We start from the raw sequence: 20,865 nt of genomic DNA, 5'->3' as shown, positions 1-20,865 counted from the left end.
CTGACACCATGGACGCGACCGTGGACGTGCTGGGGCCCGATTACGAGGCCATCGAGCTCCCCCTGGGGACCGACTCCGAGGGCGAGGTCGTCGCCACCCTCGTGCGGCGCCGCGGAAGCACGCCGGACGCCGCCCCCTCCCGGCGTGCCGTTCTGTACGTGCACGGTTTCGTCGACTACTTCTTCCAGACGCACCTGGCCGACTTCTACGTCGAGCAGGGCTTCGACTTCTACGCCCTCGACCTGCGCAAGTACGGCCGGTCGCTGCGCCCGCACCAGACCCCGAACTTCGTCGGCAGCCTCACCGACCACTACCCCGAGATCGACGAGGCGGTCCGGATCATCCGGGAGGAGGACGGTCACGACGTCCTGCTGCTGAACGGCCACTCGACCGGCGGCCTGATCGCCTCGCTGTGGGCCGACCGGGTGAAGGGCCAGGGCCTGGTGGACGCGGTCTTCCTCAACAGCCCGTTCCTGGACATCGCCGAGCCGCTGGTGATGCGCAAGCTCGGCGCGGGCCTGGCCAGGGCGCTGCGCGGCCGTTTCCCGCAGGCCAAGCTGCCCGCCGGGGTGAGCGACCTCTATGTGCGCAGCCTGCACAGTGACCATGAGGGCGAATGGAGCTTCGACCTGGGCTGGAAGCCGCTGCTCGGCTTCCCGGTCCGGGCCGGGTGGCTGGCGGCGATCCGGCGCGGCCAGCTGCGGGTGCACGCCGGGCTCGGCATCGACGTCCCGGTGCTGGTCATGGCCTCGGAACGGAGCGTACGGATCAAGCGCGGGCTCGGCGTGGGCGAGGTCTCGGCCGCCGACGCCGTGCTGGACGTCGCGCACATGGCCCGCTGGGCGCCGGGCCTCGGCCCCCACGTCACGCTCGTACGGATCGACGGCGGCCTGCACGACCTGGTCCTGTCGCCCAAGCCCGCCCGCGACCAGGTCTTCGCCGAGCTGAGCCGCTGGCTCCGCACCTACCTGCCCGCAGCCTCCGCCGCGCCCGGCGAGTCCGCCGCTGGGCCCGCCGCGCCTGCCGAGTCCGTTGAGTCCGCCGACCAGGTCAGCCCTTGATCTCGCCGATCTCGAAGTCGTCGTAGTCCACGGTCACCATCTCGGTGGACTGGCTCACCCGCGAGGTGACGACGCCGGCGTTGTTGTTCGGGTTCGGGCCGTCCTCATCGGTGGCGGACAGGACCGACGACCCGTTCAGCCAGGCGTGCATCGCGACCTTCTTGCCGCCGCTCTCCTCCTCGCAGGCCAGCTGGATCCGGTTGGACTTGCCTTTGTGGTAGCCGCTCGCCGTGTCGGCCGAGGCGAGCTCCTTGGTGCCCTTACCGGGGGTCATCTTCCGGAGGGTCGCGCCCTTGCCGTCCTTGCGTACCAGGAACTGGTAGCCGGACTCCTCGCCGCTCTTCTGCGAGCCGCGGCAGAAGACGCCGAACTGGCCGTAGTCGGGGCCGGAGGCCACGGTCGCGGAGGCGCTCACCAGGACCTTCTTTGGGAGCGTCTTCTTGGTGGTGTCGATCGGCGAGGAGTCGACGTTGAAGTCGTCGCTGGTCAGATCGACCCGGTAGTGGCCGTTCTCGTAGCCCTGGCCGCTGGTGTAGTTGCCGCCGTACCAGCCGGACTTGTCGCTGGAGAAGTCGTCGCTGAAGAAGGTGGTGGCGCTCGGCGGGCCGTCCGAGCGCAGCAGCGCGTACGCGGCCACGCCCAGCACCAGGACGGCGGCGAGGGCGGCGGCGCCGATGATGAGCGGCTTGCGGGGGAGCGCGGCGAGCCCGGACCGTCCCGGTGGTGGCGGGGAGACCCGGGTGGGCGGCGGGCCGTAGCCGGTCGGCGGGTCGCGGCGGGTGGTCTCGGCGCCCATGACCGCGGTCGGCTTGGGCGGCGGGATGACCTCGGTCGGGCCCGGACCGTGCCAGCTTGCCTGAACGGTCTCGGCGATCTGGGCCGGGTTGACCTCCTGGTGGCCGACCAGGCGGGCCAGCAGTTCCTGCACGGACGGGCGGTTGTCCGGGTTCTTGTCGAGCGCGGCGGTGACCAGCTCGCGCAGGTCCTCGTCCAGGCCCCCCAGCGACGGCGCCTCGTGCGCGACGCGGTAGAAGATCTCCGGGACCGTCTTGCCGGCGAACGGTGCGCTGCCGGTGCCCGCGAACGCCACGACGCAGCCCCACGAGAACACGTCGGAGGCGGGCGTGATCGGCTCGCCGCGCAGCAGCTCGGGTGGCAGGTAGTTGGGCGTGCCGACGAGCTGGCCGGTACGGGTCGGGCCCTCGGCGGCGTCCAGCGCGCGGGCGATGCCGAAGTCGATCACGCGCGGGCCGGTCGAGGACAGCAGCACGTTGGCGGGCTTCAGGTCGCGGTGCACGATCCCGGCGCCGTGGATGGCGGCCAGGGCGGTCGCGACGCCGACCGCCAGACCCTCCAGGTCCGAGCCGGGCAGCGCGCCCCGGTCGGCGACCGCCTGGTCCAGACTCGGCCCCTCGATGAACTCGGTGACCACGTACAGCGGATCGCGGTCCAGCTCGGCGCCGATCACCGGCGCGGTGCAGAACCGGCGGACCTGGCGGGCGGCCGTCACCTCGCGGCGGAAGCGCTCGCGGAACGCGGCCTCGCCGGCCAGCTCCCTGTTGATCACCTTGACCGCGACGCGGCGGCCGGACGGATCCTCGCCCAGGAAGACCGTTCCCATGCCGCCCCGCCCGAGCCGGCCGATGAGCCGGTACGGACCGAGCTCCCGGGGGTCGTCGGGCTGGAGGGAGCCGGCGTTCTCTCCTGCGTGCGTGGTCATCTCGATCCTGACGGGGGTCGGTTCAGGGATTTGTGGTGATACACCCTAGCGTCGCGGCAGAGGCCGGAACGGCGGGACCTTCTCGTCGGTGAGCATGAACGCGTACGCGACGACCCTGCCGGACCAGCGCTGGAAGCCCTGCACGTAGAGGTAGAGGCCGCGCGGGTAGGTCTTGGTGAACGGGAAGGCCAGCCAGCAGCCGAGCATCACCAGCACCAGCACCGCGGTCATGATGATCATCACGAGCAGGTGCGGCAGCACCATGATCCCCTTGAGCAGCGGGACCCAGCGGTTGGAGCCGTTCCACTGCTCGGGATAGGGCAGATCCACCTGGAAGGTCTTCTCTCCCGGCACCACCGGAGCGGGCGGTGGGGAAGGCGGCGGCACGTACGAGCCCTCAGGCCCGGGCGCGGCCCCAGGCCCGGCTCCGACCACAGGCACGGCCCCGGTCACAGGCATGCCCCCGGTCACAGGCCCAGGCCCCGGGGCGGGCGGCGGACCGGCGGGCGGCAGGTCGGTCCGGGAGAAGGCCGAGCGATGCCAGGTCTGCGAGACGGTCTCGGCCGTCCGCGCCGGGTCGGCGTCGAGCTGGCCGACCAGCCGGGCCAGCAGTTCGTTGGAGGCGGGCCGGTGGCGCGGGTTCTTGTCCAGGGCGGCGGCGACCACGGTCCGCAGGTCGGGGTCGAGGCCGACGAGCGCGGGCGGGTCCTCGCTGATGCGCTGGAAGGTCTCCTGCACGGTCTTGCCCAGGAACGGCGGCCGTGCCGTTCCGGCGAACGCGACCACGCAGCCCCAGGCGAACACGTCGGAGGCGGGGGACAGCGGCTCGCCGCGCAGCACCTCGGGGGCGATGTAGGCCGGGGTGCCGACGAACTGGCCGGTGCTGGTCAGGTGCCCCTCGGAGCCGTCGACCGACCGCGCGATGCCGAAGTCGATCACGCGCGGGCCGGTCGGGGACAGCAGCACGTTCTCCGGCTTGAGGTCGCGGTGCACGATCCCGGCGCCGTGGATCGCGGTGAGCGCGGTCGCGACGCCGACCGCGAGCGCCTCCAGGTCGGCGCCGCCGAGCGGGCCGTCCTGGGCGACGGCGGACTCCAGGTTGGGGCCCTTGATGTACTCGGTGACCACGTAGAGCGGGTCGTTCTCCAGCTCGGCGTCGATGACCGGGGCGGTGCAGAACCGGCGGACCTGCCGCGCCGCCGTCACCTCGCGCCGGAACCGCTCCACGAAGTTCGGATGGCCCGCCAGCTCGGCGTTCACGACCTTCACCGCGACCCGGCGGCCGGTCGGGTCGGCGGCCAGGTAGACGGTGCCCATGCCCCCGCGGCCCAGGCGCCCCAGAAGCTTGTACGGGCCGAGCGTGCGCGGCTCGTCCGCGCGGAGCGGCCCGGGAGCGTGTGTGGTCATGAAAGATCAGCTTAAGGGGGTGAACGGGCGTTCCGGGCTCGGTTGACAAGCTCCGGCACCGGGCGGCACGGCCGCCGGTCAGGGGATCATCAGGGGATCAGACCAGCTCGCGCAGCGCGGTGTGGGCGAGGTCGACGGTCTCCTCGACCCGGGCCGCGACCGTGCGCGGGTCCCAGATCTCGTGCTTGGCGCAGTCCTCGAACGCCACCCGGACGGCGCCGAAGTGGGCGGCGACGATCAGGTGCGGGCGCAGGTCGGTCTCGGGGTCCATGCCGAGCCGCCGGGCGATCACGTCGGCGTGCACCTTCTCGACCTCGGAGTAACGCGCCATGCGGGCCGCCAGCAGTGCGGGCGTGGTCTCCACCAGCTGCTGCAGCTTGCGGAACCGCTCGGTCTCGTCCGGCCCGCTCTCGGCGATGGTCTGCAGGACCAGCCGCAGGCTCTGGAACAGCGCGGTGAACGGCCGTTCCCCGGGCGGGCGCGCGGCCAGGCCGTCGAGCATGAGCTGGTCGTAGTCGCCCATGACGTCGATCACGACGTCTTCCTTGGCCGCGAAGTAGCGGAAGAAGGTGCGCTGGGAGACGTTCACCGCGGCGACGATCTCGTCGATCGTCGTCGTCTCGTACCCCTTGGCCAGGAACAGGTCGGCCGCCGCGTCGATGAGGGCGATGCGGGTGCGCTGCTTCTTGCGCTCGCGCAGCCCCGCGAGGCTCCCGGACAGTGCGCGGTCTGCCGAACCGGACGCGGCCATCAGGACCCCTTCGTTCGGTGGTGCGGTGGCATGTTTATCACGGCCCCTCAACTGGCACCGCACAGCGCCGTCCCCGGCCCGTCGGATCACTGCCGCCCTACGTAAGGAGGAAGTGACGCTGAGATAGGTAGCCCAGGTCGCGAGGGTGGGCAGAAATAGGTTGCCCGACTCTTGGCGATTTCCATGCGGTGATCAACTGTCGCGGGTCATGCTGGGAGCCGGTCACTGGATGTCGCCGTCCGATCACCTGAGGTCATCGGGCGGCCGGTGTCCCGTCCGTTCGCGGAGGGGGCGCCCCGAATGAGGCGGCTGGTCGCGGTGTCTGTTGTCGGTGCGCAGGAAATCGCCGAGGTGCGGCGGCATCATCTCGCCGCACTCGCCTACGAGGCCGAGGCGCGCGGCCTGCGCTGGCGCCTCGCCGGCCCCGAGGAGTCGGTGCTCGGCGTGGCGAACGCGACGACCCGGCGGCAGGTGATGGTGGTCGCCACCCCGTCCGGCGAGGGCTGGTCCTACCTGTGGTCCGGCGGCGGGATCGCCGACGTCGCGGACGTGGCCCGGGTCGCCGACCGGCTCCTGCAACTCCTCGCCTAGCGCCTGCCCGGCGCCTGTCTAGCACCTGCCTGGCGCACGCTGAACGTTCCGCCGCCGTGTGCTGAAACGGACATCCGGACATATCGGGGGCGACCTTCCGGACGACCCCCGCCTTGCCTCCCGTGGGCGCCCTTCCCTAGACTCGTTGGCGAACGTATGTTCGAAACGGGCTGCATGCCTTCCCCCGTGCGGCGATCGGATGATCAATGGCCGGGGGAGGCAGATGACTCGCGTATTCGGCGATCCTGTGGACGTCTGGGTGACCGACGGGCGTCCGACCAGATTCGTCTGGCGGGGCCGGCTCTACACCGTGCGGCGGGTGCTGGAGCACTGGGTCACGACCCGCGACTGGTGGCGGGAGCAGCAGCCCGAGGCCGAGACCCCCGGTGAACGGGAGTTCTGGCGCGTCGAGGCCAGCCCGGACCAGGAGATCGGGGTCTACGAGCTGCGCCACGACGCGGCGACCGACACCTGGATGCTCTCGCGGGTGTGGGACTGAGTTTGATTTCTTCCATGATGACCCGCTCGCCTGGCGGCTCGCGGGTCATCACTCCAGAGGCGAACGCGACATCGCTTCGCGATCTTCGCCCGGGGCGGCGCCTTCGGCTTGCCCCGGGCTCAGGTAGCGCGTTCGCGCGCGGGGCTGAGCCGGCGGTTCGGGCTGGACGGGCGGTGCCCAGATGACCGTGCACCTGCATGTGGCCTCGGCGTTCTCGCTCCGCTTCGGCGTCGCGCAGCCGCGGGCGCTCGCCGAGCGGGCCGCGGCGCTCGGCATGGAGGCGCTCGCGCTGACCGACCGCGACGGTCTCTACGGCGCCGTGAAGCACGTCGAGGCCTGCCGGGCCGCCGGCGTCGCGCCGATCCTCGGCGCCGACCTCACCCTCGGTGCCCGGGAACGGGTGGTGGCGCTGGCGGTCGGCCGTACCGGCTGGGCGTCGCTGTGCCGGCTGGTCACGGCCGCGCACGCGGCGGGCGAACGCGGCAAGCCGATCGCGAGCCGCGAGCTGATCGGCGAGCACTCCGAGGGCCTGGTCGTGCTGCTCGGGCCCGCCTCCGACGTCGGGCACGCGATCGCCGAGCGGCTGCCCGGCCTCGCCGCCCGGCGGCTGCGTGCCTGGCGGGAGACCGCCGAGACGTTCGTCGAGATCGTCAACCACCACGACGTCGGCGACGGGCACCGGGCCGCCCGGATGCTCGCCCTGGCCCGCGAGACCGGTACGCCGGCGGTGCTGGGCAACGCGGTGCGCTACCTGGACCCCGCCGACTCGGCGGTCGCCCAGGTGCTGGACGCCTCGCGGCGCCTCGTACCGCTGCACCGGCGCCACCTGGACGACCAGACCGGGCACGCCTACCTGAAGTCGCCCGAGCAGCTGCGCCTGGTCGCCGAGCTGAGCTGCGGGCCCGACCCGGACGCGGCGGCCGGGCTGCTGGCCGCGACGCGGCGCCTCGCCGAACGCTGCGTGCTGGACGCCGACCGCGACCTCGGCATGGATGCCGTGCACCTGCCCGACACCGGGCCCGAGCCGTACGAGAGGCTGGTCGCGCGGTGCGGCGACGGGCTGGCGCGGCGTGGGATGCGGCGCGCCGGTGAGGTCGCCGAACGGCTGGCGCACGAGCTGGCGATCATCGGCCGCAAGGGGCTGGCCTCCTACTTCCTCACCGTCGCCGACGCCGCCGCGCTGATCCGCTCGCTCGGCATCCGCTGCGCCATCCGCGGCTCGGGCGCCGGCAGCCTGGTCAACCACCTGCTCGGCATCGGCGACCTCGACCCGCTCCGGCACGACCTGGTGATGGAGCGGTTCCTGGCCGACAGCCGCCCGGGACTGCCCGACATCGACCTGGACGTGGAGTCGGCGCGGCGGCTGGAGGCCTACCGGGCGCTGTTCAGGCGGTTCGGCTCCGACGGCACGGCCTGCGTGTCGATGATGGAGACCTACCGGGCGCGCAGCGCGCTGCGCGACGTCGGCAACGCGGTCGGGCTGCCGCCCGCCGAGATCGACATGATCGCCAAGGCGTTCCCGCACGTGCGGGCCCGGCAGATCCGCGCCGCCCTCGCCGACCTGCCCGAGCTGCGCCAGAGCGGCCTCGCCGAGAGCCGCCTGGAGGTGCTCTTCGGCATCGCCGAACGCCTGGACGGCCTGCCCCGCCACATCGCCATGCACCCGTGCGGGGTGATCCTGTCCAACGCGACGCTGCGCGACCGCACGCCGGTCGAGCAGAGCATGCTCGGCTTTCCCATGAGCCAGTACGACAAGGAGGACGTCGAGGCGATGGGGCTGCTGAAGCTCGACGTCATCGGGGTCCGGATGCAGTCGGCGATGGCCCACACCGTCGCCGAGGCCGCCCGGGTGGACGGTGTGGAGATCGACCTGGAGGCCGTGGCGCAGGACGACGGGCCGACCTTCGAGCTGATCCGTACCTCCCGCACGCTCGGCTGCTTCCAGATCGAGTCGCCCGGCCAGCGCGAGCTGCTCGGCAAGATGCAGCCGTACAACCTCGCCGACCTGGTGATCGACATCTCGCTGTTCCGGCCGGGCCCGGTGAACGCCGACATGGTCACGCCGTTCCTGGAGAGCCGCCACGGCCTGCGCGCGCCCGCCTACCCGCACCCCGACCTGGAGCCGGTGCTGGGCGAGAGCCTCGGCGTGGTGGTCTTCCACGAGCAGGTGCTGCGCGTGCTGGACGTCATGACCGGCTGCGGGCTGTCGGCGGCCGAGGCGGCCCGGCGGCGGCTGGCCACCGAGGCCGGGCAGACGCTGGTGGGCGAGTGGTTCCGGGCTCAGGCGGCGGAACGCGGCCACGACGCCGTCACGATCGACCGGGTCTGGCGGATGCTCACCGCGTTCGGCGCCTTCGGCTTCTGCAAGGCGCACGCGGCGTCCTTCGCCTTGCCGACCTACCAGTCGGCCTGGCTGAAGCGGCACCATACGGCCGCCTTCTACGCAGGGGTACTGACCCATGACCCCGGGATGTATCCGAAGCGGGTCATCCTCGACGACGCCCGGCACTTCGGTATACCGATCCTGCCGCTGGACGTGAACCGTTCGGGCGCCGCGTGGCACGTGGAGCCGCTCTCGCAAGGCGGCTCCACGCACGCGCCCGCCGCGCACCCTGCGCCCGCCGCGCCCGTGCCCGCGAAGCAGGGGATCCGGGTCTCGCTCAGCGAGGTGCGAGGGATCAGCGAGGCGGAGACGGGCCGGATCGTGGCCGCGCGGCCCTACGACTCGCTCCGCGACTTCTGGCGGCGCGCCCGGGTGTCCCGCCCGACCACCGAACGGCTCGTCCTGGCGGGCGCGTTCGACGGTCTCCACGGCACCGCCCGCCGCGACCTGCTCTGCAGGGTGGGCGCCCTGGATCGTGCCACGGGCCGCCCGGAGATCGAGGGGCAGCTCGGCCTGGACGAGGACGAGTTCGTGGAGGAGATCCCGGACGGCGAGCTGCCCGCGATGACCCCCGCCGAGATCGTCGAGGCGGAGCTGGACATCCTCGGCATGGACGTCAGCCGCCACGTCCTGACCTTCTACGACGACCTGCTGGCCGCCCTCGGCGTCGTCCGCGCCCGCGATCTGGCGGCGGCCCCGGCGGGTGAGGAGATCCTGGTCGCCGGGGTCAAGGTGGCCACCCAGACCCCGGCGGTCCGTTCCGGCCAGCGGGTGATCTTCGCGACCGTGGACGACGCGACCGGTCCGGTGGACGCGGCGTTCTTCGAGTCCGTGCAGGAACGCTGCGCGGCCACCCTCTTCGGCTCCTGGCTGCTGGTGATCCGCGGCCGGGTGCGCCGCCCGGGCGCCCGCGCGGTCACGCTCACCGGCACCGACTGCTGGGACCTGGTCGGCCTGCACGAGGAGTGGCGGCAGGGCGGGATCGCCGCCGTCCGCCGCGCGATGGCCGCCGTCGACCGCCCCGGAAAGCCCCGCCTCGCATCCGGCCGCCGGATCATCTACTCCAACGGCTTCGCGATGTCCCCGTACGCGGACATCGGCCACGCCGGAGAGTCGGTCAAGCGCCCGCCCAGCCACCTCTGGCACGCCGGCGGCGGATAGCCCAGCCCGCACGCGAACGCGCTACCTGAGCCCGGGGCAAGCCGAAGGCGTCGCCCCGGGCGAAGATCGCGAAGCGATGTCGCGTTCGCTTCTGGAGTGATGACCCGCGAGCCGCCAGGCGAGCGGGTCATCACTGGAAGAGATCAAGCACAGGTGCGGATCTGGAGGCGGGTGATCTGGAACACGTTCGCCATGCAGAGCGCGGCGGCCAGGGCCTGGAACGCGGCCGCCGCTACACCCAGGTGGACCGAGAGGCGCGCGTCGGCGAGCGTGTTGACGCTGCTGCCCGAGAACAGCCGGGCGAGGACGATCCCCAAGAGCGCGCAGGCCCACCAGCAGGTGACCAGCAGCCCGACCGCGTGGCGCTGCGCCGTCCGGTAGCGGCCGCTGTTGACCCAGACGTCGTAGACCAGGCGGGGCGGCAGCCACAGGTTGACCACTGGGACCACGAAGCCGAAGACCACCCAGGCCTGCCGGTGCCGGTGCGGGCCCGCCGACTGCCGGTAGGCCCGCCACAGCCAGGCCATGTAGAGCAGGCCAGTGATCATGGCCATGATCCCGCAGATGAGGAAGACGTCGCCGTAGGGAGCCAGCTGGTGACCGGTCGTGGCCGCGTCGTAGGAGTCGTGGGTGGCGCCGTTCAGCGGTTCGATCAGTCTCAGCAGGCTGATGCCCGAGCCGAGCGCGATGAACGCGTTGAACCCGAGGAGCATGAAGACGGCGATCCCGATCGCCCTGAAGTCACGGCGCCTGGCCCACGCGCCGCAGGCTGGGCAGCGGGCGACCTCGGTGGGGATGATGTCGCCGCACAAAGCACACGGCATATCGACCTCCGGGCCTGTGGTCTGTGTCCGTTCTTGGCGCTGCGTTGACACAAAGACTACGTTGCCCTCGGATACTACGTACGTTTGTCGATGCTTGCCCAACGACGGGTCATTCCCGCGTCAAAAGATCAAGGCCCGTACCATGTACGTCCCCGCGGCGGCGATCGCGAGGAACGCGGCCAGCCGGGGCATGCTCCCGTCGTACAGGAGCCGTTCGGGGCGCACGCCGGTCGCCAGGACGAACGCCCAGTACTCGGCGCCGAGCGCCATCGTCGCGTACAGCGAGCCGAAGCCGAGGATCGAGAACGTCAGGATGATCCCGGGCGGCGTGAGCCAGTGCGCGATCAGAGCGTACCGGCGCGTGTAGCTCTCCGGCCAGCGCCGCAGACCGCCGAGGATCACGCCCCAGCCCACCGCCGTGGCGACCCACAGCAGGGCGACGGCCGCGGGGATGCCGCCGAACGACTCGGGGAGCAGTGACCGGGGAATCAGCGCACCAGACCCGATTCCCAGGCCCAGATGGCGGTCTCGGTCCGGTTCCTGGCGCCCAGCTTGCGCTGGACGCTGCCCAGATGGGTCTTGACCGTCGAGAGCGAGACGAACAGCTCCGCGGCGATCTCCTCGTTCGTGCGCCCCCGCGCGACCAGCCGGACGACGTCCAGCTCCCGGTCCGTCAGCGCCTCTCTGGGCGGGGTCGGCGCGGCAGGGGGCGTGGCCAGGTTCTCCAGCAGCCGCACGGTGATCGACGGCGAGACCAGCGCCTCCCCGTTCGCCGCTGCCCGGACGGCCTCGACCAGCAGCGCGGGCCCGCTGTCCTTCAGCAGGAACCCCACCGCGCCGCCGCGCAGCGCCGCGTACACGTAGTCGTCCATGTCGAACGTGGTGACGATCACCACCCGCAGCGGATCGGCCACCCCGGGCCCGGCCACCAGCCGGGTCGCCTCCAGCCCGTCCATCCGGGGCATCCGGATGTCGAACAGGCACACGTCGGGCCGCAGGCGCCGCGCCATCTCCACCGCCGCGGACCCGTCCGCGGCCTCGCCCACCACCTCCATGTCCGCCTGCGAGTTGATGATCATGGAGAAGCCGGTCCGCACCATCTCCTGGTCGTCGGCGATCAGCACCCGGATGGTCACGGCGATGATTCTTGCAGGGTGCGGGGGAGGGTCGCCACGACCTCCCAGCCGCCCTCGGGGCGGGGGCCGGCGTGGATCTGGCCGCCCAGGGTCTCGGCGCGTTCGGACAGGCCGGCCAGGCCGTAGCCGCTGGAGGGCATCCGGCGGCCTCTGCCCTGGCCGTTGTCGCGGACGGAGACCTCGATGTCGGGGCCGATCCGGCGGATGGTGACGCGGACCGAGGTGGCGTCGGCGGCGTGCTTGCGGGCGTTGGTCAGGGCCTCCTGGACGATGCGGTGCACCGAGGTCGCCACCTCGGGGGCCAGCGAGCCGAGGTCGTCGGTGATCGTGAGGGTGGCGGGCGGGTCGGTGAAGCCGTCCACCAGCTCCTGGACCTGGGCCAGGTCGCCGACCGGGCGGGTCCGGCCGCCGGGGGAGCCCTCGTCCTGGGCCTCGCGCAGCAGGCCCACCATGCGGCGCATCGAGGTGAGGGCCTCGGTGCCGGCCTTCTCGATCCCGGCGAACATCGTGTCGAGCTGCTCGGGGGACTGGCCCGCCCCGGACTGGGAGGCGAACCGGGCCGCCTGCGCCTGGACGACGATGCCGGTGACGTGGTGGGCGACGAAGTCGTGCAGGTCGCGGGCCAGCTCCAGGCGTTCGTCGCGGCGCGCGTCGGTGAGGGCCCTGGCCCGGCGGGCGTCCATGGCGCGCAGGTAGAGCCCGACGCCGATGGCGATCGCGACCAGCACGGCGAGCGGCGCCGAGCCCACGATGGCGCCGAGCACGGAGGCGCGGAACGGCATGATGATCAGCGCGACGCCGGTCAGCGCGGTCAGCGCGACCAGCCGTTCGCGCCGGGTCGTCCAGACCACCCGGGTGACCAGCAGGAGCAGCGAGGCCCCTTCCTGGATCATGGACGGGCTGTGGAAGGACGGCTCGTACACCGCCAGCAGGACCGTGGCCAGGATCGAGACCAGCGCGGTGGCGGTGGCCCACTGCTGGAAGTGCCGTACGGCCAGGGCCGACCAGGTGGCCAGCACCGCGACCATGATCAGTCCGAGGTCGGGCAGGCTGCGCTCGGTGTAGGTCGGGACGAGGCAGAGCATCAGGAACAGGGCCGCGCACCCGCCGAGGACGCCGCGCACCAGGCAGCCCCCGAGCGAGGTGATGCGGTCCAGCCGTGCTCCGGAGTCGTTCATCCGTAGCAGGCTACGACCCGGGCGCGACGCTCGTATCGACCATTCGGCCGATCCGGGCGTGTCAGGACCGGCCCTGGGTCCGATGTGGCTGACCTGCCCGTTCGCGCACGCTTGAGACATGAACGCCATGTATCTGATCTACGTCCCGGTCGCCGTCCTGTTCGTCGCCTTCGTGGTCTACGCGGGCGTCGTGATGCCGTTCAAGGAGATCGGTGAGTCGGTCCGCGACCGCCGGCACCCGCGCGGGCCCGACGACACCGGGGAGAAGCCGGCGCGGAAGCCGGCCCAGAAGGTCGTGCCGATCCGGTCCGAGAAGAGCGACGAGCGAGAGAGGGTCGCCGCGTGAACGAGGCTGTGCTGGCCGGTTACGGGCTGGTCAAGCGGTTCGGGCCCACGGTCGCCCTCGACGGGGTGGACCTGGCGATCGCCGCCGGTGAGGCCGTGGCGATCATGGGCCCGAGCGGGTCTGGGAAGTCCACGCTGTTGCACTGCCTGGCCGGGATCATGAAGCCGGACGCGGGCGAGGTGCGGCTGCTCGGGCAGCGCATCGACTCGCTCGGCGAGCGGCGCCGCAGCGAGCTGCGGCGCACCCGGTTCGGCTTCGTGTTCCAGTTCGGGCAACTGCTGCCCGAACTGCCCGCCGACGAGAACGTGGCGCTGCCGCTGATGCTGGGCGGCGTCGCGCGGGGCGAGGCGGTCAAGGCCGCGCGCGGCTGGTTCGGGCCGCTGGGCCTGTCGGGCATGGAGAAGCGCAGGCCGGGCGAGCTGTCCGGCGGGCAGGCCCAGCGGGTCGCGATCGCGCGTGCTCTGGTGTCGCGGCCCGCCGTCGTCTTCGCGGACGAGCCGACGGGCGCGCTCGACCAGAACACCGGGCACGAGACGATGCGGCTCCTGGTGGACGCCACCAAGCACAACGGCGCCTCGCTGGTCGTGGTGACGCACGACCCCAACGTCGCGCGCTGGTGCGACCGCATGGTCGAGGTTCGCGACGGCAGGCTGCTGCTGCCCGCCGGGGCCTTCTGATGCGCACGACCCGAGGGCGTGTCTCAAAGCCGGCTGCCCTACTGCGCGACGCCCAGGCACGCACCTCGCGAGGTTGTCGTCGGTCGACGGCCAAACCCGGGCCGACTCCCTCCTCCGCCCTCGCGATGCACGCACCTGGACGCCGCTCGCTACGGGCGCCGGCTTTGAGACACGCCCTTGACCTCGCCTGGCGGCTCCTGCGCGGCGGGGGCCGCCGGGGCATGCTCGGCTCCTTGCTGACGCTGGCGGCGGTCGCGGTCTCGACCGGGCTGCTGCTGTTCGCGGTCGGCGCCAACCACGCGTTCTCGCAACGGGCCGACGCCGACGCCTGGCGGCATCCCGCCACGGCGAAGGGGACGGCCGGCGCGATCGAGGCACTGTCGACCGATTCGGTGCGGGGCAAGCCGATCGCCGTCGTGGACCTTGCCGCGCTGAACGGGGACGCACCCGTTCCGCCCGGCATGAAGAGCTTCCCGAAGCCCGGCGACCTGTGGGTCTCGCCGGCGCTCGCGGATCTGATCAAGAAGCTGCCGGGGGACCAGCTGGCCAAGCGGTTCCCGGCGGTGACGGGCGTGCTCGGCGACGGCGCGCTGGTGCATTCGGGCGAGCTGGTGGCGGTCGCGGGGCACGCGCCGTCCGACCCGGTCATGAAGGCCGGGCGGTCGAGCGACCTCGGGGTCGAGACGGTCGCGTCGCCGAAGGCGATCGACGGGTACGCGACCGGGGCGGTGTCGACCGTTCCGCAGATCTACCAGATCCTCGCGATCATCGCGTCGGTGCTGATGGTCGTGCCGCTGCTGGTCTTCGGCGGTGCCGCCGCCCGGCTGACCGTGGCGCGGCGGGACCAGCGGCTGGCGGCGCTGCGGCTGGTCGGCGCGACGCCCGGCCAGGTGGTCGCGATCACCGTGGCGGAGGCGGTGCTGACGGCGGCGGTCGGCGCCGTGGTCGGCGTGGTGCTGTACGCGGCGGCGATCCCGTTGCTCACGCAGATCACGATCGGCGGCGGAACGTGGTTCGCCGGTGATCTGTGGCCCGGCGTGTGGGTGCTCGCCGTGCTGCTCGCGGTGCCTGTGCTCGTCGGAGTCAGCGCGGTGATGGGCCTGCGCCGGGTGGTCGTCAGCCCGCTCGGCGTCGCGCGGCGGGAGACGCCGCCGGGGATGAGGGCCGTCCGGCTCGTCGCGCTCGCCGTCACCGTGATCGCGTTCGCCGGAGTGAGCGGCGGCCTGACGCAACTGGGCCGGACCGGCGCGGTCATCCTCGTGATCTTCCTGGGGATGGCGTTCCTGGCGATCAACCTGGTCGGTCCGTGGGTGGTCGCGCTGATCGGCCGGATCACGGTCGCCACGGCGCGCGGGCCCGCACGCCTGCTGGCCGGGCGGCGGCTGGTGGACGATCCGCGCGCGGCCTGGCGAACGGTCGCGGGCGTCGCGCTCACCGGATTCGTCGCGGGCTTCCTGTGCCTGATGAACCCGTCGATGTCGACGCTCAACGGCGAGTCCAAGGACCGCCTGGAGCTGACCGTTCCGGCGTCGCAGTCGGCCGAGGTCGCCGCCAAGGCCAAGGAACGGCTGGCCGGGCTGCCCGCCGACGTCACGGTCAAGAAGGTCGAGCCGGACGGGCCGCAAGACGGGCCGCAAGCCGGGCCGCAGGATGGGCCGCGGGACAGGCCGAAGGAGGGCGCGCGGCACTCGACCGTCGCCGCGACCGTGTCGGGCGGGCAGCAGAACGTGGACCGCGCCCGGACCGCGCTCACCGGGGTCGTCCCCGGGCAGCCGGCGATCACCGAGGCGGACCAGACCGGCGAGACCTACCTGCTGGGGGACCTGCGCACCGGCGCGTTCACCGTGCTGACGGTCTCGTTCCTCATCGCGATCACCAGCGCCGGGATCACCGGGGCGTCGGCGGTGCTGGACCGGCGGCAGACGTACGCGATGCTGCGGCTCGCGGGCACGCCGCTGCCCGTGCTCGACAAGGCGCGGCGGCAGGAGACGCTGATCCCGCTCGCGGTGATGGGTGGCGGGTCGGTGCTGACCGGGCTGTTCTTCGCCTCGCCGTTCGCTGCCGGCTTCGGATTCTCGGGCGCGCTGACGCTGGTCGCGTTCGTGGTGCTCGGCTTCGCCGGGATCCTCGGGGCGAGCGCGCTCAGCCGGCCACTGCTGCGGTCGGTGACGGCGGACCCGGCGCCGCGCCCCGACTAGGGGTGGCCAGGGGTTGGCTAGGGAGTGCGGAGCAGGTCGGCGATGGTCTCGATGCCCGTACGGATCGCACGTTCGGGCAGATTGCCGAAGCCGAGCACGAGCCGCGGCGGGGTCGTCGACCCGTCCGCACGGTTGGCGCTCATGCCGTACAGGCCCACCGAACGTTCCCGGGCGGCGGCGATGACCTCGGTCTCGTCCACGCCGTCCGGGAGGTGGGCGACGGCGTGGAATCCGGCGGCGAGGCCGGTGAGCGCGACGTCCGGCGCGTGCTCGGTCATGGCCTCCCCGAGCGCGCGGCATCGTTCGGCGTAGGTGATCCGTGTGCGGCGCAGGTGCCGGTCGTAGCGTCCGGACTCCATGAGCGTCGCGACGGCGAGCTGGTCGAGGGTGGGCGAGCCCCGGTCGCGGAAGCCCTTCTCGCCCGCGACCGCCTCGGCCGCCGAGGGCGGGCAGACGATCCAGGCCAGGCGCAACGCGGGAACGAGCGACTTGCTGGCCGTGCCGATGGAGAAGACGCGGTCGGGGGCCAGGCCCTGCAGCGACCCGACCGGCTCGCGGTCGTAGCGGAACTCGGCGTCGTAGTCGTCCTCGATGATGAACGCGTGCCGTTCCTGCGCCCAGGCGACCAGCTCGTGGCGGCGTTCCGGGGTGAGAACGACGCCGGTCGGCCACTGGTGGGCCGGGGTCACGATCACCGCGCGGGCGCCGGTCGCGGCGAGTGCGGCGACGTCGATGCCCTGCTCGTCCACCGGAACGGGGACCGCCTCGGCGCCGACTCTGCGGGCCGCGGTCCTGCTGCCGCGCGGCGTACCCGGGTCCTCGAACGCGACCACGCGCACACCCGACTCGGCGAGCACGTGCAGAACGATGTTGAGGCCCTGGGCGAAGCCCGCGCAGACGACGATGCGGTGCGGGTCGGTCGCCGAGCCTCGCACCCGCCGCAGATAGCCGGTGAGGACCTCGCGCAGCTTCAGGCTGCCGCGCGGGTCGCCGTAGTCCAGGTCGGCGTTCGGAACGTGGCGGATCACCTCGCGCTGCGCCCACAGCCAGTCCGTACGAGGGAAGCTCGCCAGGTCGGGCACGCCGTGCGCGAAGTCGGCGATCAAGCGCGGTGCTTGCTGCGGGGGAGGTGGCGGCGCAGGAACCTCGGTGCTCGTTCCGACGGAGGCGACGCGGGTGGCCGATCCGCCGCGTGCGTGCAGGTATCCCTCGGCGACCAGCTGGCCGTAGCACTCCTGAACGAGGCCGCGCGAGACGCCGAGCTCGGCGGCCAGCTCGCGGGAGGACGGCAGGCGTTCGCCGGGTTGCAGGCGGCCGCCCCTGATCGCCTGGCGCAGGCCCTCCTCCAGCTGCGTGCGCAGCGGCTCCGGGAGGGAGCGATCCAGGGGCAGCAGGAGCTGCGGACTCAAACCGGCCCACTCAATCGGCATGAAATTGGAGCTTAGCGTGGGCTGCTCGCGAATCTACGTTCAGTGCTATGACCGCACTGATGACGGAAGAAACGCCCGCGACGACGGCCGTCGAGCCTGCTCGGCCCGTTCAGAACGTTCAGGCCGCGCAGCCCACCGGCTACAGGGCGACGCTGCGCACGCCCGGCGCGCTCGGCTTCATGATCCCCGGGCTGATCGGCCGGATGCCGATCGGGATGGCCGCCCTCGGCATCGTCCTGCTGGTGTCGGCGACCACCGGCAGCTACGGGTCGGCGGGTGCGGTGTCGGCGGGCGGTGCGCTCGCCTACGCGCTGCTGGCGCCCCGGATCTCCGGCCTCACCGACCGGTACGGGCAGCGCCGGGTGCTGCGGCCGCAGGTCGCGCTGCACGGGCTGTTCACCATGGCGCTGGTGCTGTGCGCGACGGCGCACCTGCCGCTGTGGACGCTGTTCATCACCGGCGGGCTGACCCGGGCGAGCATGCCGTCGATCGGCTCGATGGTCCGGGCCCGCTGGAGCCACCGGCTGAAGGGCTCGCCGCTGCTGCGGACCGCGTTCTCGCTGGAGTCGATCGCGGACGAGCTGATCTTCATCTCAGGACCGGTGCTCGCCACCGTGCTGGCCACCCAGGTACTCCCGGCGGCGGGCGTGCTCGCCTCCGCCGCGCTGAGCGTCGTCGGCGTCGTGTTCTTCACCGCGCAGCGCGGCACCGAGCCGCCCGCGCACCCCCGCGAGCACGGGCGCGGGCGCCGCGGCGTGCTGCGCACCCCGGGCCTGTGGATGTTCCTGGTCGTCTTCGCCTGCAACGGCGCCATGTTCGTCGTCATCGACATCGCCACCCTCGCGTTCGCCCGCCAGCACGGCGGCACCGCGATGGCCGGGCCGATGCTGTCGGTGTGGGGCGTCGGCAGCGGGGTGTCGGCCCTCTGGTTCGGAGCGCGCAAGCACCGCGCCTCCCTGCACACCCAGTTCATGGTCAGCCTGACGGCGATGATCGCGGGTGTGGCCCCGCTGGCGTTCGCGCCGAACCAGTGGTGGCTGATGCTGGCGCTGTTCGGAGCGGGCCTCGGCATCGCGCCCACCCTGGTCTGCGCCTACGCGATCGTCGAGGAGATCGTGCCCGCGGCGAGCAAGGCCGAGGGCATGACCTGGCTGACCTCCGCGTCCGGCCTCGGTACCGCGATCGGCGCCCCGCTGGCCGGGCACCTGATCGACCTGCAGGGCTCGACCGCCGGGTTCCTGATCGCGGCCGGGTTCGGCGCCGCCTCGCTCCTGGTGGCCCTCGCCTACCGAACGCGGCTGGCAGTGATCCTCGAGGCTCGGTCGGCGTCGGCTGCGGAGGGCGTTGCGACCACGGAGGGCGGGTCGGCCACGGAGGGCGGGTCGGCCACGGAGAGCGGGTCGGCCACGGAGAGCGGGTCAGCCGCGGCAGGCGTGGAGCAGGAGATCGCTGAGCTCGTCGGCTAGCGGGTCCAGCTCGTCCGTGCCCCAGGCCACCGCGCGGACCAGCAGGGTCCCCGCGACCAGGTGCATGAGGGTTCCCGCGGTCACACCCGAACGCACCTCACCCCGGCTCCTCGCCTCGTCGAGGAGCCGGGCCAGCTCGTTTCCGGCGGAGGCCTCCAGGCCCGCGCGGAACGCCTGGCGCAGCCGTTCGTCGGCCGCCGCGTCCGCCATCAGACCGGGCAGCGCGGCCACGACTTCGGGGCGTCCGAAAAGCGCGACGGCGCCCGTCACCAGCTCGCGGAGATCGGTTTCCAGGTTGCCGCATGCGGCCACGTGCAGCCGGTTGTCCGCGGGCGGGAACACCGCCTCGTGAACGATCAGCGCCTTGGACGGCCAGCGCCGGTAGATCGCCGTACGGCTCACGCGGGCGCGGCGAGCGATCCGGTCGATGGTGGTGTCGGCGTATCCGAGCTCGCACAACAGCTCTCGGGTGGCGCGCAGGGCCGCCGCGTCCACCCGCGGATCGCGCGGACGCCCGAGGGGAGCCTTGCTTTCGGCGACCATGCGTCCAGTGTCGCGTACCGCGTGGTATCCGCGCAGGCCTCGCCGCCGAACTGCTCCTAGCCCGCGAGCCCGCCGCGTAAACGCGCTGGAGCCGTCCGCATCCGGCCCGTATTCGCAGATCAGAAGTGTCAGACGTGGTGGGTAGCGTCACTTGTGCAACGGGAATCAATCGTCGAACCAGAGAGCTGTTCGATCCGTACCACCTGGTATCACCGCCCGGCGACAGCCGGTGCAGCAGGAAGGGGCAGCGGCATGATAGCGACGTTCCACCTTTCCGGACCTTGGCTCGCGGGGCCCGCCGAGCGGACCCTGATCGAGCCCTGGCTCACCTACTCGCCTGCCCACCTCGCGCTGAACGCCTATACCGAGATCCACGAGACCGACACCCGGGTGGCTCCGCTCGCCCGCAAGCTCGCCGCGGTGGAGCCCGTCCCGGCTCCCCGCCCGCTGGTCGCGCCGCGTCGCGTCGCCCTGGCCGCCTGACGGCGATCAGGCCGCGCGCCCGAGCGCGTGGGTCACGAGGGTGGCGACGTGCTCGACCGTCGCCACCCCCGCGGCCATCGAGGGATGACCGCGGGAGACGACCGCGATCAGGTAGTCGTGGTCGTCTCCGCTGATCCGGCCGATGCTGTTGATCGTCCATGCACCGCCGTCGACGGTACGGGGCAGCCAGCCGTTCTTGAGCGCCACGTCGTCGCCGTCCGCGGCGCCGGCGCTCACGCCCCAGGCCTGGTCGGTCGCGACCGAGCCCATGAGGCCCAGCACGTAGCGGCGCCTGGCCGCCGACAGCGGGCTCTTCGACGAGGTCAGCGCGTTCAGCAGCCTGACCTGGTCGGCGGCGCTCGTCGTGGTCGATCCCCACGCGCCGCCGGGGCCGGGGACGGTGCTCTTCAGGCCGAAGCGGCGATTGGCCTTGGCGAGCGCGTCACCGCCGCCGAGCGCGTTCCAGAGCGCGGTCGTCGACGCGTTGTCGCTGTGCCGGATCATGTTCTCGGCCAGCGACCTCTCGGTGGTGCTGAGGCCGTGACGCAGCAGCAGCGCCATCAGGATGTCGACCTTCACGATGCTCGCGGTCGCGGGCCGCAGGCCGCCGCCGTAGGAGAACGCGGCGCCGCTCTTCACATCCCGTACGGCCACCGCGAGGTCGCCGTCGCGGCCGCGTTCGGCGAGGTAGGCGGCCACCTGCTTGCTGAGCCGCTTGCGATCCGCCGACGACCACGTGGGGGAGGGCGTGGCGGTCTCCTTCGGGGTGGGCTGCGTCTGCGTCGGCGCCGCGGCCAGCCAGTACAGGTAGTACGCCGCGCCGGGTTCGGGGCTGTCGGCGGAGTCGGCGGTCAGGCCCACCATCGCCACCGCCGCGAGCAGCGCGCCGCAGACACGCACGACGCCCGCACGCACGACGCCCGCACGCACGACGCCCGCACGCACGACGCCCGCACGCACGATGCGCGAGCGCACGGGGCGCGAACGAAGGACGGCATGCCTGATTCTCAT

Annotated in this window: 19 protein-coding genes; 9 read left to right on the top strand and 10 right to left on the bottom strand. The window is 72.6% G+C overall.

The features are described 5' to 3' along the window. The first annotated feature begins 8 nt into the window (after positions 1-8). Positions 9-1,061, top strand: coding sequence for an alpha/beta hydrolase (locus J4573_RS01920; RefSeq protein WP_208253428.1), 1,053 nt, complete (start codon positions 9-11; stop codon positions 1,059-1,061). On the opposite strand, the gene J4573_RS01915 is transcribed toward J4573_RS01920, so the two are convergent. The 3 genes from J4573_RS01915 to J4573_RS01905 form a co-directional block, all read right to left on the bottom strand. Further along, positions 1,051-2,781: a serine/threonine protein kinase gene (locus J4573_RS01915; protein WP_208253427.1), complete on the bottom strand. Its 1,731-nt coding sequence runs from the start codon at positions 2,779-2,781 to the stop codon at positions 1,051-1,053. The genes J4573_RS01920 and J4573_RS01915 overlap by 11 nt on opposite strands. Positions 2,782-2,826: 45 nt before the next feature. Next, a complete protein-coding gene (locus J4573_RS01910; protein ID WP_208253426.1) occupies positions 2,827-4,188 on the bottom strand; it encodes a protein kinase domain-containing protein in 1,362 nt (453 codons plus the stop codon). Positions 4,189-4,285: 97 nt separating this feature from the next. After that, complete coding sequence (locus J4573_RS01905) at positions 4,286-4,939, bottom strand: TetR family transcriptional regulator (protein ID WP_208253425.1); 654 nt, start codon at positions 4,937-4,939, stop codon at positions 4,286-4,288. A gap of 300 nt (positions 4,940-5,239) precedes the next feature. Between J4573_RS01905 and J4573_RS01900 the strand changes: the two genes are divergently transcribed. The 3 genes from J4573_RS01900 (at position 5,240) to J4573_RS01890 (ending at position 9,573) form a co-directional block, all read left to right on the top strand. Then, the gene (locus tag J4573_RS01900) at positions 5,240-5,530 is read left to right on the top strand and encodes a hypothetical protein (RefSeq protein WP_208253424.1); all 291 of its coding nucleotides are present in this window, start codon (positions 5,240-5,242) and stop codon (positions 5,528-5,530) included. Positions 5,531-5,753: 223 nt separating this feature from the next. Further along, positions 5,754-6,029 (top strand): DUF6504 family protein, encoded by a 276-nt coding sequence (locus tag J4573_RS01895; protein WP_208253423.1) that lies wholly within the window; start codon positions 5,754-5,756, stop codon positions 6,027-6,029. A gap of 181 nt (positions 6,030-6,210) precedes the next feature. Next, positions 6,211-9,573 carry a DNA polymerase III subunit alpha gene (locus J4573_RS01890; RefSeq protein WP_208253422.1) on the top strand — a complete coding sequence of 1,121 codons (3,363 nt, stop codon included), beginning with the start codon at positions 6,211-6,213 and terminating at the stop codon, positions 9,571-9,573. Positions 9,574-9,716: 143 nt separating this feature from the next. Here the strand turns inward: J4573_RS01890 and J4573_RS01885 are convergent, their stop codons facing one another. The 4 genes from J4573_RS01885 to J4573_RS01870 all read right to left on the bottom strand — a co-directional run bounded on the left by J4573_RS01885 (position 9,717) and on the right by J4573_RS01870 (position 12,711). Next, positions 9,717-10,397, bottom strand: a complete 681-nt coding sequence (locus tag J4573_RS01885; RefSeq protein WP_208253421.1) for a DUF4328 domain-containing protein — start codon at positions 10,395-10,397, stop codon at positions 9,717-9,719. Between the two features lie 120 nt (positions 10,398-10,517). Next, complete coding sequence (locus J4573_RS01880; RefSeq protein ID WP_307796451.1) at positions 10,518-10,799, bottom strand: hypothetical protein; 282 nt, start codon at positions 10,797-10,799, stop codon at positions 10,518-10,520. Between the two features lie 86 nt (positions 10,800-10,885). After that, a complete protein-coding gene (locus tag J4573_RS01875) occupies positions 10,886-11,533 on the bottom strand; it encodes a response regulator (RefSeq protein ID WP_208253420.1) in 648 nt (215 codons plus the stop codon). After that, the gene (locus J4573_RS01870) at positions 11,530-12,711 is read right to left on the bottom strand and encodes a sensor histidine kinase (protein ID WP_208253419.1); all 1,182 of its coding nucleotides are present in this window, start codon (positions 12,709-12,711) and stop codon (positions 11,530-11,532) included. The genes J4573_RS01875 and J4573_RS01870 overlap by 4 nt, the downstream gene beginning before the upstream one ends. 118 nt (positions 12,712-12,829) lie before the next feature. Between J4573_RS01870 and J4573_RS01865 the strand changes: the two genes are divergently transcribed. The 3 genes from J4573_RS01865 (at position 12,830) to J4573_RS01855 (ending at position 15,932) form a co-directional block, all read left to right on the top strand. After that, positions 12,830-13,057 (top strand): hypothetical protein, encoded by a 228-nt coding sequence (locus tag J4573_RS01865; RefSeq protein ID WP_208253418.1) that lies wholly within the window; start codon positions 12,830-12,832, stop codon positions 13,055-13,057. Then, positions 13,054-13,734 (top strand): ABC transporter ATP-binding protein, encoded by a 681-nt coding sequence (locus J4573_RS01860; RefSeq protein ID WP_208253417.1) that lies wholly within the window; start codon positions 13,054-13,056, stop codon positions 13,732-13,734. Before J4573_RS01865 ends, J4573_RS01860 begins: the two co-directional genes overlap by 4 nt. A gap of 164 nt (positions 13,735-13,898) precedes the next feature. Next, on the top strand, positions 13,899-15,932 hold the full coding sequence (locus tag J4573_RS01855) for an FtsX-like permease family protein (protein WP_243772295.1): 2,034 nt from the start codon (positions 13,899-13,901) through the stop codon (positions 15,930-15,932). A 17-nt stretch (positions 15,933-15,949) separates the two neighbouring features. On the opposite strand, the gene pdxR is transcribed toward J4573_RS01855, so the two are convergent. Next, the gene (pdxR, locus tag J4573_RS01850) at positions 15,950-17,362 is read right to left on the bottom strand and encodes a MocR-like pyridoxine biosynthesis transcription factor PdxR (RefSeq protein ID WP_208253415.1); all 1,413 of its coding nucleotides are present in this window, start codon (positions 17,360-17,362) and stop codon (positions 15,950-15,952) included. A gap of 47 nt (positions 17,363-17,409) precedes the next feature. Here pdxR and J4573_RS01845 point away from each other — a divergent pair, with 47 nt between their 5' ends. Further along, a complete protein-coding gene (locus J4573_RS01845; protein ID WP_208253414.1) occupies positions 17,410-18,828 on the top strand; it encodes an MFS transporter in 1,419 nt (472 codons plus the stop codon). Here J4573_RS01845 and J4573_RS01840 read toward each other — a convergent pair. Then, positions 18,781-19,371 carry a TetR/AcrR family transcriptional regulator gene (locus J4573_RS01840; RefSeq protein ID WP_208253413.1) on the bottom strand — a complete coding sequence of 197 codons (591 nt, stop codon included), beginning with the start codon at positions 19,369-19,371 and terminating at the stop codon, positions 18,781-18,783. The genes J4573_RS01845 and J4573_RS01840 overlap by 48 nt on opposite strands. A 252-nt stretch (positions 19,372-19,623) precedes the next feature. Here J4573_RS01840 and J4573_RS01835 point away from each other — a divergent pair, with 252 nt between their 5' ends. Beyond that, complete coding sequence (locus tag J4573_RS01835; protein ID WP_208253412.1) at positions 19,624-19,854, top strand: hypothetical protein; 231 nt, start codon at positions 19,624-19,626, stop codon at positions 19,852-19,854. Between the two features lie 6 nt (positions 19,855-19,860). Here J4573_RS01835 and J4573_RS01830 read toward each other — a convergent pair whose 3' ends face one another. After that, on the bottom strand, positions 19,861-20,865 hold the full coding sequence (locus J4573_RS01830) for a serine hydrolase (RefSeq protein ID WP_208253411.1): 1,005 nt from the start codon (positions 20,863-20,865) through the stop codon (positions 19,861-19,863).

The sequence above is a fragment of the Actinomadura barringtoniae genome (assembly GCF_017573505.1).
In the GTDB taxonomy this organism is placed as follows: Bacteria; Actinomycetota; Actinomycetes; order Streptosporangiales; family Streptosporangiaceae; genus Spirillospora; species Spirillospora barringtoniae.
The sequence above is the reverse complement of the archived record's forward strand: the minus strand, read 5'-3'. Positions and strand labels throughout refer to the sequence as shown.